Below are 12,958 nucleotides of genomic sequence, written 5' to 3' on the forward strand. Positions count from 1 at the left end.
AGGAAACGATATGAAATAGTGATGAAAAAGATGGAGGAAATATTACAAAATCCCCATCATCTCACTTTCCGCAGGTATCTGAAATTTTTTAATAATTTTTACTGATAGTGGTTTTACATATCTCTAAAATATTATATTTATATTGTAAACTTATAGAAGACATGTTTTGAATATAGGATTTGCCAATTTCGGCAGAAAAATACATGCATCTTTTCGAACCATTTTTTCAAAAATTTAGAAAACCAGAATCATCCGACATAATTCAATGTTTTTAAAAAAGATTTGTTTTCAAAATATACCTGCGGAATATAAGATCATTATAAGCCTCTAGCCCATGATATGAAACATTTACTACGAGTTCATATCGATAGTTCGTTTGTATTAGTCTTTTCTATTAATGAAAATGATGAGATGGTTTTATTCGTAGATATTGATTATCATGATAAGATTTATGGATATTTAAAGGATTGAGTAGAGTACTATTCATCTGTCTTGATCCCTAAATCATTAAAATGCGAAATTTAATTTTCTACAGAGAGCTGGTGCTCAGCCGCAATCGCCCGGGCTGTATCATAATCCCGGGAAAGTGGACTGGAATAGACGGCATCGACTGTCTTTTCAGAAGTATTGACTGCCAGTTCCTGCGCCTCAATAACACCAGTTGAATCAAGAGGAACATCAGCATTACCCTGCAAAATCCCTAATACATTCCAGGAAGTTTGGCCATGGCGGACAAGAATTATCTTTGTTGGGACTGAACATTGGGAATCATCCCAATTTTCATTGCCATCATCAGCAACATTGGAATTGCTTTTGATCAAACCTGGGGCGACAAAGATTGTAATGAATAGAACAAAAATTAATAGTAATGCTATTATTATTTTATTCATATATTTTCGGCACAGTTCCAAAATCCAGTTATTCCAACGAATATATCAGATGCAGATGCGATTACAAATCCGTGTAAATCCGCGAAATCCGTGTCTTTTTATTTTTTCAGACGCGGATTAACACTGATTTACACCAATTTCACCTAAAGTCGGTGTCTGAAAAATAACTGAAAAATGGGAAAGTGCCATATTTTCGCTCCCGTAATTTATTGGTCAAATCTTACATAAATATTTCATTCGATGTTTTTTTACACGTTTTGCCTTTGCTATCAGGAAAAACGTCATATATGCGCTAAACATTAGAACCAATTGCCGGTGGTGATATTATTAGCCGGGGTACACAAAATATTTAACCGCCTATAGCATCGGTGCCAGAATTAAAATCCATACCTGGCAGTTGATGGTTCAACAGGGAGTTTCACCCGTATGGTGAACCTGTATACTACCTTGCCGTCCTGCAATCTGAGATATTTTGTACTCTCTTTCTTGCTTCCTCCCAGTACTTTCATGATCTTGGAAGAAATATGCCTGCCACTGTTCATGCTTGAAATGTATAGGTCAATCCCTTTTTTTACATCCAGGAATTCACAATCAGCATGACCGCTGTAGCGCTCAATGATGTTATATATCGACCTTGTCTCACTGTCCGTGATCTCCCTATCGGCTCGTATCTGCAGGATGGCATCGTGTCCCATTGCCTTTTCAAATACAGGGAACGACCAAATCAGTTTCGCTTACCCTTCGTAATAGATCCTGTAGATCCTGCCTGCATTATCATCACTGACCAGCAGCGAACCGTCCCCTGCAATTATAATATCCACCGGCCTGCCCAGCACATTACCGTCCTGAAGCCATCCCGTTGCGAAATCATGTACTGAAAGGTCGTCCATATCTATCCTGACGATCTTGTAACCTGTAGGTACATTGCGGTTCCATGAACCGTGATATGCAACGAACAGATCGCCCCTGTATTCTTCCGGAAAATTGGAGCCATAATAGAATGCCAGTCCCAGCGGAGCAGAATGGGCCTGCAGATCCACCAAACTGGGAATCTCAAAAGGTTCCATGCATGGGTTTCTGATATACACATTCTTATCAAAATCCGTATCATGGATATTCCTGCCGTAGCAAATGGGCCAGCCGTAGTTCTTGCCCTCTTCCACCAGGTTGATCTCGTCCGGGGGCAGGTCATCTCCAAGCCAGTCGCGGCCGTTCTCAGTAGCATACATCTTACCAGTCAGGGGATGGAATACAAATCCCACCGCATTCCTGAGTCCCCTGGCAAAGACCTGACACTCTGTGCCGTCAAGATTGCATCGTGTAATGGCTGAGCGTCTTTCATCCTTTTCAATGCAGACATTACAGGACGAACCTGCACTCAAATACAGACTGTCATTATGGATCTTTACGGTCCTGGTAAAATGACCCCCTGCCGGCAGATCGTCAATAAGGATCTCCATAGTATCTCTATCAGCGACAAGATCACCATTTATGTCCAGTACCCTGACCACCCGTTGCTCCTCAGCAATATAGAACCAGCCTTCATGGAAATCCAATCCATGCGGGTTGTTAAGATCATCGATGAATACTGCGGTTTCATCAGCCCGTTTATCACCGTTAGTATCACGAAGGGCCAGAATCATGCCCTGCCTGGTAAGTGAAACAAAGAGCACGTCATCCTTGAGCATCATCATCCTTGTTGCAGCATTTGGCCCCGGATATGAGAGCAGACTGCTGCCAAGATCATCTGCATAAATTTCTATTTCGAAGCCAGGAGGTAAATCAATAACAGCGAGAGATGCGGAATCGATTGACGGCCTGATACCCACAACGAGATATAGTGCTGCCAGGATTATTAATACTACTCCAATCGCACTGATAACTATCCATAATTTTTTTCTCAATCCCACCTTTATCATTTCGATAAACTCCCCCTATGTATTATGAGTTGATATATTCAAGGTGTAATATCTATTGGTTTTTTCTTTCCCCACACTAATGCCACCAGTTCCTCCATCTCCCACTACAGATTGAAATTGTCAGCCTGATCAAATCCCTTTTCAAGATCCTCAAGCTTCATATAATGTGCAGCTCTCTGATCTACCCATGTATGGAACACCTGGAACTTTATTTTTTTCAGCAATGACTTCTGCTGCACCACATCCATTACCACGATATCGCCTCCCGGTTTAAGGGTCCTGAACATCTCGGCCAGCACGAACATGGCATCTGTTTTGTGCCTGGCACGGTTCAACATCTCAACGGTAATATCGGTGCAAACCACATCAGCAGGCTTTAATATCTCTGCCACATAACCGGTACCCGAAGCTATATCCAGTATACGCATTCCTTCCTTGATATCGATCTTTTCCCTCACCTGGCGTCTCATATGGTAATAGTATCCGAATAATACCATACGTGCACTGGCATCATAGGCCGGCGCCAGGTTCCTGAAAAACCTGCGCCTCATCTTTGCCCTTTTAATTCTATCCAATTCCACACTCTCCTTATCATCTTTATCGTCTATCTACCAAACGTTTCGGACGCCCCTTCAACTTATACATTTCCAGCCCTTTGGGACCTGTGAAATTGAATATGATCTTGAACGTCTCTTCGTCATGGATCTGAGCGAAGCCCGGTTTGAACCGGAAAAAGGCTTTCAGAAAATTCTCTTCTATTGCATTGTTATCACTTTGAACCGGGTCCAGACATTCCATACTTACCCGTAACGTAGTCTCACCTTCATCATCTCCCCCATAAAGGAAAGCCTCATATTCTCCGGTCAGGTACTCCATATTCTCCCTCTGGAAAACACCCCGTTCCACATCTACCTTATTGAATGGAAAACCTGAGACCCAGACTGTTTCTGCTTCCCTCTGCGGATTTTCGATCTTCATATGCGTTCTTCCGCAGGCACATTGTTTTCTGGATAATACCACAGTAGTATCCTCAGTGTCATAATTGAGGAGTAATGTCCCGCACTTTGCCCCTACAGGTAAAAGTGTGGTTAGCACTGCCCTGCCGCAGTCCCCATCTTGCACGAAACCACCCATCTGCGGATCATAAATATCCAGGTGCACCATATCTTCTGGCACGTGAAGACCGCTCAGGTCGGTACACTCACCGCACATCGTCCCTTCGGTGCTTCCATAGGTATTGTACACATCGCATCCCCAGATTTCTGCCAGGTACTGCCGCGACTCTTCTGCAAAGCTCTCTCCTCCAACAACAAGGCGTTCAATGCTGGATTCTTTTGGTGACATATGCTGTGCCTGCATCCTCCCTGCCAGTCTCAGCAGTTTGAACACACTCCCCACGATAGCAGTGGGATGGTATGAAGTAATAACACGCACCGGGAAGGTACACTTGCCTTCAGGTATGATGGTCATGCCCAGCTCATGGGCCGAAGTGGTCATGGTGTTGGCACCCACATTCATCCCATATGATGCGCAGACCACGACTCTATCACCCTTGCCAAAGCCCTGCGAAGTAAATATTCTGGCATATTTTTCTGCATATCGCTGCCAATCATCCCAGGTTAGAAAAAAAGACTTCGGGGTCCCGCTGGTGCCAGATGTTTCATGGATCGTGTAGATATCCATCCAATCAGTACTCTTGAACTCAAAGTCCCGTGTTTCAGGCGGCTGATGCTCTCGAATGGTCTTACCCGATATGATGGGCAGTTCCAATAGATCCTCATGTGTCCGAATATCGGCCGCATGTATTCCATGCCTGCGAAACCAGCCTCTGTAGAACTCAGAATGTTCGGCTGCATAATCAACAGTATAGTCTATCCGCTCATCGACGAGAACATCCAGGTCCCCACGTTCCATTGTTTCTAATTCTTCGTCCAGATACAATCTCATATTGTTCATTTCCCCACAATATAATTTGTTAACTTTATCTATAAATAGATGTATACTATAAACAATTGGAGGTGAAATTGGCTTCATTCAGAAATAGTTATTATTAATATAAATAAAAACAGAACAGATATTTGGAGTTGATTTTACAACCTAATACAATCCGAGGGTATATTATGGAAGATAAGAACATACGTAACATTAGTCTGGGTATAATCGTAATATCTTTATTGATTTTAATAGCATTGCTTGCCTCACCTCTTTTTGGTATTGGCCCATTTAACAAATCTCCTGCTTGTGACATTGGATTCCTGCATATAAAGATCATTGATGATAATGAAACTGATACCTTGAGTATGGTGGCCAGTGGAACCACGTCAAAGGTGGGTATGAAATTCTACGTAAACGATATTATGGTGGCAGAAAGAACTGTTGATCCAAAAGATGTGATAAAGATTCAGGGTGATTTCGGTGCTGTTGGTGAAACTGCTGATGTGGAAGTCATCACAAAATTTGATGTTTCTCTATATAAAGGGACAGTTACCATCCAATCATCGTGAATTAACAATGTACTATCTCATCCCACAACCTTAAGGCCTGACACCTTTATGGTCGGGATTATGATAGTACCCAGTACTTTCACATCCCTTCCCGCACCATTTATGTTTTGCAGCAACTGAAACACGTTTCCAGTCAGCATCGCTGACTTTATCGGACTTCCAACTTCCCCGTCCTTTATCAAAAATGAATTTCTGGCCTCCACACTAAAATCCCCTGAAATAGGATTTGCAGTATGAGCACCTATTACTGAACCCACAAGTAAACCCTTTGGAGTTTCAGCAATCACATCACTGGGCGGGAATTCCAGTTTCATGTTGCGAATATTAATGGATGTGGTCTGTGCATAACTGTTCCTTACGGCATTACCAGTTGATTCCACTCCACCTTTACCTGCAGTATATGTATCGTACAGGTACGTGCAAAGCTCACCATTGCGAATAATATGGTTCTTTCTTGACGGCGTTCCTTCATAATCGGATTTGGCTGAACCGATACCTCCTTCCAGCATTCCATCATCCACGATGTCCAGCCCCTCAACAGTCAATTGACCTCCCATTTTGCCTGTTAGTGCTGAACGCCCTTTTTGGACATTATCAGCACTCAGGGAGGGTAATAAAGTACTCTCAAGTATATCTGCTATAGCACTGGGTTTTAAGAGCACCTCGGTCTCGCAGGTTTCTATCCCCACACCATTAACTGAAGCTGCCGCCTGTCTGGCCGCTTCCTCCCCGATATGATAAAAATCAATATCCAGATTTCGTGAAATATCAAATTCGTAAGCGTTCGCCAGTCCATTACCCTCTCCGGACCTGCATTCCATATACCCGTCGATCCTGGTGGTCTTTTCTTTAACTTCCACACAACTGGTATTTAGTATGAGGTAATCAGAACTTGAACAGGTGAACTTTCCAGTGGTCGGAATGGCTTCTTCTGCAGAGACTGCCCCCTCTATCATACTGGTGGAAAGTTCGATACAGGTATCAATATCCACACTCTCGATCCTGGGATCAAATATCCTGGCAACCTTTTTGTATGTGGAACCCCTGGCCAGTCCGGTCCATTCAGGGTCACTTGCCCGCACCTTTGCCGAGCTTACTGCAGCCCGGGCAGCATTCTCGATATGTAGGGGCATATTAGTTGAGGAAAAACCAATGGCACCACCTACAATGGCCTTGATACCCAAACCTCTGCTGTGGGTTTCCCTGGCGAGGTCGATCTTATCAAGCTGGATATCCACATGGATGCTCCTGGCTGATAGTCCGAATACCTCAACCTCATCGGCACCTGCCTGCCGGGCCGCTTTCAGCGCTTTTTCGGCCATATTATAGATTAGATTAATATCGCTCATCCGCTGCCCCCTACCGTGGCTTCAGATATCAGAATGTGAGGCGATCCATCAGAAACGGATACTATCTGCCCGCCTTTTCCACATTGCCCTGAATTCATTTTCTTATCACCGGCAGCCAGCTTAACGTGCATCAGTATGTCAAGAATATGTCCTGACAATGAAACATCTCTGAGTGGCGCGGCCAGTTCACCGCTTTTTACCATAAATCCACGTTCCGCATTGAACTGGAACACACCCTCACCTGGATTTACCTGGCCCCCTCTGCTGCCAATCAGATAGATTCCGTCCTGCATTTCTTCAAGCATTTCCTCAAAATTCGAATCTCCGTTCTCGATATATGTATTACTCATCCTGATAATTGGCCTGGACAATCCCTGGGACCTGGCATGTCCCGGCAGTCCGGTCCCTGGTATTTGGGCTGCTGTTTCCCTGGAATGCAGATATGATGTCAATATCCCATCCCTGATCAATGTAGTAGGAACTGATTCCACCCCTTCGTCGTCCACAGGGTAATAACCGAAACCGTGCATTGAAGGATCGTCTATTACCGTCACACAGGGTGCTGCGATCTGGCTGCCAACCTTATCTGCCAGTATGGAATTGCCCTCGATCACGTGATCTGCTTCAACTGCATGACCCACAGCCTCGTGAATGAACACACCTGCCAGTTCCTGGTCGAGTATTACAGGCATTCTGCCCCCTTTTGGTACATTTGCTGACAACAGGTCCCTTGCTGTATTGCCTGCCTTCTCAGCCAGCATCAGGGCATCATATCTGTCAAATAGTTCATAGCCACACACACCAAACCTGCTCTCCCTTCCTATCTGAAAAATTCCGTTTTGCGATGCTACAGCATTTACTGCAAAACCGGTCCTGACCAGGTTGTATTCAGTTTCGATACCTTCAGAATTGATATATTCCACATTTGTAAAGCTTTCAGAATAGACCACACTGGTACTGGTAATATCTTGTAACTTGGCCCTTTTATGAATCTCAAGTAACAGGCCAACCTTTTCCTCAATGGAAATATCACCTGGATTTTTTTCCACTTTTGGAAGGTCATGTACTACCGAAGGCTCCACTGATGCCAGTTCAATATTTGCTCGTGGAGATTTCAGATGGGTGCGGCTGGCAAGCGTTACTGCTGATTCCAATATTTTACCGGCATCCTTCGGGTTATCTGAAGTAACAAGTGCCCATGATCCCCCAACCAGGGCCCTGGAGGCAGCACCCTGGTGAAAACTTTCTGAGATTTCATGGATCTCCCCGTTATCAATAAGTATTGAGAGTCCTGTGGTTCTTAGTATCCTGGTATCATAAAAATCAGTGTGCTGCGTCAATTCTATCCCGCCCGATTAAGGTACTGGTGTGGGCGTGCTCGAAATATTATCCGAAAGGTTCAGACTCAGTAAAGGCACCTGGGCTGTTTTTTTGATCCTTTCGATCAGTTTTTTCTTTTCATCTCCAACTAGACTATTATCCAGCACTTCGGTGATATTGGAAACCGGGATAATTCTGATCTTATCCTTATATTCATCCTCGATCAGCACATCGCCCATATTTGATTTCGGAATGATCACTGTCTGGATCCCTGCCTGTGCCGCAGCCTCGATCTTATAGGTCACACCACCTACAGGCAGTACATCGCCCCTCACAGATAACGAACCTGTCATAGCCACTGTCTGATCCACTGGAATATTCTCAAATGCGGATAATACGGCTGTGGCAATACTTATGGATGCACTGTCCCCTTCCACGCCCTCATATGTACCAATGAACTGGATATGAACATCCATGGTTGTGTTATCCTTACCGCTGACCTTTTTAATAAGGGCAGATACGTTATCCACTGCTTCCCTGGCAATCTTCTTTAGCATGCCGGTAGCAATTATCCTGCCTTCTGAACTGGACTGGGCTGGTGTAACCTCTGCCATGATCGGCAGCACGATTCCTGAATCATTGCCCATGACAGCAAGACCATTGACCCTGCCAACAGTAGCACCTGTGCGTTCGAACATCTTGTAATCTTTTCTGTGTTCAAGGTACTGGTCGGTAAGCTGCTGTTCAACTGATCTGGCAATTACTTTAGCCTTTAATACGTGCTCTGCAAGGGTCAGTTCTGCTCCCTCGGCCCTCGCGATATCGCCTGCAACTCTAATAAGACCGCCCAGGTCCCTCAATTTCAATGTAAGATGGCCTTTCCTTCCAGCCCGACGCCTGGCTTCCCTGAGAATCTCTTGAATAGCAGTCTTATCGAAATGGGGGATTTTGCCATCCTTCTTAATTTCCTGTGCAATAAAGCGCACAAGCTTTCGCCTGTGGTCTGCTGTATCAGGAATGGTGTCACTCATGTACACTTCATAACCGTAACCTTTAATCCTGGATCGCAATGCCGGATGCATACCTTTTAGAGCGTCCAGGTTTCCTGCCGTGACCATAATGAAATCGCATGGAACAGGATCTGTCTTTACCATAGCACCTGACGATCGTTCACTCTGCCCTGTGATTGGAAATTCCCTCTCCTGCAGCGCAGTTAGCAGATTCTGTTGTGATTCCAGGCCAAGGGTATTTATCTCGTCAATGAACAGCACACCCTTATGTGCTTTCTGTATAGCTCCACCCTCCACTCTATCGTGGGCAGGGGTCTCAAGACCACCGCTCTGGAAGGGGTCATGTCTTACATCTCCCAGCAAGGCTCCTGCATGTGCACCAGTGGCATCCACATATGGCGCAATCTCTTTACCGGCATTTGAAACTAACATTTTGGGAATATATGTCTCTTCCTTTGGCATGAACTGACGCAGGACCATAAAGATCAATACTGCAGCTATTATACCCCATATCAATGCCTGGGTTAAGAATGAGTAGATAATAATCCCGAACACGAAAATCATAATAAACATGTTGCGGGCCTGCATCCGCTTTTTTGCCTCAAGTTTGTGGGCGTCCACGATCTCTTTACCTTTGCCGGCAGGGACTACCCTGATCTTTGGCGTATTGTTTTCCTCGGGATTATAGTAAACAAGTACATCCTGGAGTTCTTCCTTAGGCAAAAGCTCTGCCATAGCTTTGGCCAGCATGGACTTACCAGTGCCAGGGGTACCCAGCATCATCACATGTCTGCGCTGAGTTGCCGCTTTTTTTACAACTTCTACAGCATGTTCCTGCCCGATAACCTGATCGATCAACTGTTCAGGTACTTCCATTTCGGTAGTGGAGGAAATATCAAGCCCGCCAAGCAGGTCTTCTATATTTTCATTATTAGTATTTTCAATGCTCTCTGTCACAATATTCCCCTTATTATATAATTCAAAATATATAAATTTAATAACCTATTAATATTATATATAGTTATCAGTTTATATGCTTATAAACTTATTTTGCCAGGAGTGCTATTTTCATTATTTTTTTACTCTATCCTTTTTCGCCAGAGTTAAATATGTTACTGTAGAAAAATCCATCTATGAACAGGGATTCGGGAATTACTAAAGAAGAAATTGTACAAAAAGTGATAAATGGTGAGATTAAATTCCACGAAATTGACAAGTATATGAACATTAAAGACGCCGTAACATTACGAAAGACTGCTTTGGCAACTTTAACAGGAACGGAACTGGATAATATTGGTAAATTTTCTATTGATGAGACAGAAGTATCAGGACATAATATTGAAAATATGGTTGGAGCGATCCAGATCCCTGTGGGTGTTGCAGGACCTGTTACCATCAATGGAGAATATGCCATGGGAGATTTCTATCTACCCCTGGCCACAACAGAAGGTGCCCTTGTGGCCAGTTCTAACCGTGGTTGTTCGGTAATATCGGCCTCTGGGGGGGCAAGTGTAAGAATATTCCAGGATGTGATGACCCGTGCACCAGTATTCAAGGCCAGGGATGTGGTACAGGCCAGAGAATTTGTGGACTGGGTCAATGATCCCAGGCAATTTGAAGCCATGAAAGCCAGGGCTTCTGAAACTACCAGGTTCGGGGAACTGCTGAATATTGCGCCCTTTGTGGTGGGAAACAACATATATCTCAGGTTTGGTTTCGATACCAAGGACGCTATGGGTATGAATATGGTAACAATTGCATCCCAGGCCATTTCCAGTTTTATCACAGACCAATTTGATGTTGAACTTATCTCCCTTTCAGGTAATATGTGCACTGATAAAAAACCCTCTGCCATTAACAATATTCTTGGCAGGGGGAAAACTGTAGTGTCCGAAGTGGTCATATCCAGAAACCTGGTAAGTACCAAACTCAAAACCACTCCTGATTCAATGGCAGAGGTCAATTACAAAAAGAACCTGTTAGGCTCAGCAAGGGCAGGGAGTACAGGTTTTAATGCTCACGTGGCAAATATTGTGGCAGCTATGTATCTAGCATGCGGTCAGGATGCAGCCCATGTGGTAGAGGCCAGCAGTGCCATAACCACCATGGAATTAACAAAGGAAGGGGACCTTCACTGTTGTGTCACTCTGCCCGCAATTCAGGTAGGAACCGTAGGAGGAGGCACAGGTATAGCTACCCAGCGTGAATGTCTTGAAATATTAGGGGTAGCCGGAGCAGGAGATCCGCCGGGGACCAATGCTAAGAAATTAGCCGAGATTATTGGAGCGGCTGTGCTGGCAGGCGAAATATCATTAATCGGGGCCCAGGCAGCCGGACATCTGGCACGGGCACATCAACAACTGGGAAGGAAATGAGGAATAAAAGGATGGAAATGATTTTTTCAAAGTTTCAGATCGCTGATATAATTATTCGATCAAATAATATTAGCAGTTTCAGGTTTAAAAGACCACATGATTTTCAATACCTTCCAGGCCAATATATCATTGTTCAACTGGACCTTAACCACCAGATAGTCCGGAAAGCATTCTCTTTATCCAGCAGTCCTACTGAACAGGAATTTATTGAATTTACCAAGAAATTCACCGGACACGAATTTTCAGAGGGGTTGAAAGCTCTGCAAGTGGGAGATTCTCTGAACCTGGAGGGGCCTTTCGGGTCTTTTACGCTAAAAGAAGATGAGAATAAGATTGTCATGTTAGCTGGCGGGATTGGAGTAACCCCTTTTAGAAGCATGATTCGATATTCTATGGATAAAGGCATTGACAATGATATTGTAATGATATGCAGTAACAGGACAGAAGATGATATCATTTTCAAGGATGACTTCCAGGAAATGATTAAACAACACCCCAATTTTTCCATTGTCCTTACATGTACCAGGCCAACTAATAATTGGACAGGTATTTGCGGTAGGATCGATCGAAACATGATTGAAAGAGAAGTCCCTGATTTTCACGAAAGGTTGTTCTATATCTGCGGCCCGCCTGTTATGGTTAAAAGTATGAGAGAATTATTGAGATCAATGAAAATTCCTGATAATATGATATTATTTGAGGATTTTTTCGGATATTGATTTATTTTTGATAGAAAAGGTAAATTTTCGAGAGAAAAGATAATCCCCTTTGGAGTATGATAATTATTCAGGTAATAATTATTCATGGGAGAAGGGATCTCAATGAAAGATAGCTATTTGATTTTGGTATGTATCATTACCACTGCAATCGTTTCCGGGTGTGTGTCAAATCTTGATGAGAGAGGTGATACCGTAGTTCCCGAATCTTCATCAACTATGACTTTAGCAGAAAATGGGAGTGAAAACAAGATTGATATTCCCTGGGTAGAATTGCCTGATGATTTTAGAAAAGAGACAGAAAGCACGGAGTACCAGAATATAGAACTCACTCCCATTTTCAGGCAGGGCAACAATGCTATAAAAGGGACCCAACATATTGATGTGGAAACATACAAATTACAGATTGATGGACTGGTGGATAGACCAGTTTATTTTACCTACAATCAATTAATTGCATATCCTCCAACTTCAAAAGTGGTTTCACTGAATTGCGTGGAAGGGTGGAGTTTTACTGCAAAATGGACAGGAGTCCCATTAGAGACCTTACTGAATGTAACCGGGATCAAGGATAATGCTACTGAGGTAATTTTCTATTCCTCAGATGGTTATTCCACATCCCACAGCCTGACTTACCTTCCGGATAACAATATTATCTTAGCGTATAAGCTAAACGATGTGACCCTGCCTGATGAAAGGGGATTTCCTCTTCAATTGATGGCTGAGGATAAATTCGGATATAAATGGGCCAAATGGATCATACGAATCGAACTGACAGATAAACCCTATGAAGGATACTGGGAGAGCAGAGGATATAGTAATAATGCTGAAGTTGGCGGGCCCGCTTTTGAATGATGAGTAGACTTTTTAAAATA

12 protein-coding genes are annotated in these 12,958 nt (G+C 43.6%); 4 read left to right on the forward strand and 8 right to left on the reverse strand.

From position 1 onward, the window contains the following. Positions 1–521: 521 nt before the first annotated feature. The 5 genes from IBX40_00735 to ftsA form a co-directional block, all read right to left on the reverse strand. Positions 522–890, reverse strand: a complete 369-nt coding sequence (locus IBX40_00735; protein MBE0522855.1) for a histidine phosphatase family protein — start codon at positions 888–890, stop codon at positions 522–524. 377 nt (positions 891–1,267) lie between these two features. Next, a complete protein-coding gene (locus IBX40_00740) occupies positions 1,268–1,585 on the reverse strand; it encodes a hypothetical protein (protein ID MBE0522856.1) in 318 nt (105 codons plus the stop codon). Positions 1,586–1,624: 39 nt separating this feature from the next. Further along, positions 1,625–2,809 carry a sorbosone dehydrogenase family protein gene (locus IBX40_00745; GenBank protein ID MBE0522857.1) on the reverse strand — a complete coding sequence of 395 codons (1,185 nt, stop codon included), beginning with the start codon at positions 2,807–2,809 and terminating at the stop codon, positions 1,625–1,627. A gap of 104 nt (positions 2,810–2,913) precedes the next feature. After that, the gene (locus IBX40_00750) at positions 2,914–3,384 is read right to left on the reverse strand and encodes a class I SAM-dependent methyltransferase (protein ID MBE0522858.1); all 471 of its coding nucleotides are present in this window, start codon (positions 3,382–3,384) and stop codon (positions 2,914–2,916) included. 22 nt (positions 3,385–3,406) lie between these two features. Beyond that, entirely contained in the window at positions 3,407–4,765 is a 1,359-nt protein-coding gene (gene ftsA, locus IBX40_00755) for a coenzyme F390 synthetase (GenBank protein MBE0522859.1), read from the reverse strand. A 164-nt stretch (positions 4,766–4,929) separates the two neighbouring features. Between ftsA and IBX40_00760 the strand changes: the two genes are divergently transcribed. After that, complete coding sequence (locus tag IBX40_00760) at positions 4,930–5,313, forward strand: hypothetical protein (protein MBE0522860.1); 384 nt, start codon at positions 4,930–4,932, stop codon at positions 5,311–5,313. Positions 5,314–5,330: 17 nt separating this feature from the next. On the opposite strand, the gene IBX40_00765 is transcribed toward IBX40_00760, so the two are convergent. Genes IBX40_00765 through lonB form a run of 3 tightly spaced genes read right to left on the reverse strand, consistent with a single transcriptional unit; the run spans position 5,331 to position 9,937 of the window. Beyond that, positions 5,331–6,662 carry a TldD/PmbA family protein gene (locus tag IBX40_00765; GenBank protein ID MBE0522861.1) on the reverse strand — a complete coding sequence of 444 codons (1,332 nt, stop codon included), beginning with the start codon at positions 6,660–6,662 and terminating at the stop codon, positions 5,331–5,333. After that, a complete protein-coding gene (locus IBX40_00770) occupies positions 6,659–8,008 on the reverse strand; it encodes a TldD/PmbA family protein (protein MBE0522862.1) in 1,350 nt (449 codons plus the stop codon). Before IBX40_00770 ends, IBX40_00765 begins: the two co-directional genes overlap by 4 nt. A 9-nt stretch (positions 8,009–8,017) precedes the next feature. Continuing rightward, positions 8,018–9,937, reverse strand: coding sequence for an ATP-dependent protease LonB (lonB, locus tag IBX40_00775; protein ID MBE0522863.1), 1,920 nt, complete (start codon positions 9,935–9,937; stop codon positions 8,018–8,020). Positions 9,938–10,125: 188 nt separating this feature from the next. Here lonB and hmgA point away from each other — a divergent pair, with 188 nt between their 5' ends. The 3 genes from hmgA (at position 10,126) to IBX40_00790 (ending at position 12,938) form a co-directional block, all read left to right on the forward strand. Then, positions 10,126–11,367 (forward strand): hydroxymethylglutaryl-CoA reductase (NADPH), encoded by a 1,242-nt coding sequence (gene hmgA / locus IBX40_00780; GenBank protein MBE0522864.1) that lies wholly within the window; start codon positions 10,126–10,128, stop codon positions 11,365–11,367. A 17-nt stretch (positions 11,368–11,384) separates the two neighbouring features. Then, positions 11,385–12,086 (forward strand): FAD-dependent oxidoreductase, encoded by a 702-nt coding sequence (locus IBX40_00785; protein ID MBE0522865.1) that lies wholly within the window; start codon positions 11,385–11,387, stop codon positions 12,084–12,086. Positions 12,087–12,302: 216 nt separating this feature from the next. After that, a complete protein-coding gene (locus IBX40_00790) occupies positions 12,303–12,938 on the forward strand; it encodes a molybdopterin-dependent oxidoreductase (protein ID MBE0522866.1) in 636 nt (211 codons plus the stop codon). The last annotated feature ends 20 nt before the right edge of the window (positions 12,939–12,958 follow it).

Source organism: Methanosarcinales archaeon, assembly GCA_014859725.1.
GTDB lineage: Archaea > Halobacteriota > Methanosarcinia > Methanosarcinales > Methanocomedenaceae > Kmv04.

Coding starts and splice junctions, on each gene's coding strand:
- IBX40_00760 (MBE0522860.1), top strand. CDS start 4,930: ATGGAAGATAAGAACATACGTAACATTAGTCTGGGTATAATCGTAATA.
- IBX40_00740 (MBE0522856.1), bottom strand. CDS start 1,585: ATGGGACACGATGCCATCCTGCAGATACGAGCCGATAGGGAGATCACG.
- IBX40_00785 (MBE0522865.1), top strand. CDS start 11,385: ATGATTTTTTCAAAGTTTCAGATCGCTGATATAATTATTCGATCAAAT.
- IBX40_00765 (MBE0522861.1), bottom strand. CDS start 6,662: ATGAGCGATATTAATCTAATCTATAATATGGCCGAAAAAGCGCTGAAA.
- IBX40_00745 (MBE0522857.1), bottom strand. CDS start 2,809: ATGATAAAGGTGGGATTGAGAAAAAAATTATGGATAGTTATCAGTGCG.
- ftsA (MBE0522859.1), bottom strand. CDS start 4,765: ATGAACAATATGAGATTGTATCTGGACGAAGAATTAGAAACAATGGAA.
- hmgA (MBE0522864.1), top strand. CDS start 10,126: ATGAACAGGGATTCGGGAATTACTAAAGAAGAAATTGTACAAAAAGTG.
- IBX40_00735 (MBE0522855.1), bottom strand. CDS start 890: ATGAATAAAATAATAATAGCATTACTATTAATTTTTGTTCTATTCATT.
- IBX40_00790 (MBE0522866.1), top strand. CDS start 12,303: ATGACTTTAGCAGAAAATGGGAGTGAAAACAAGATTGATATTCCCTGG.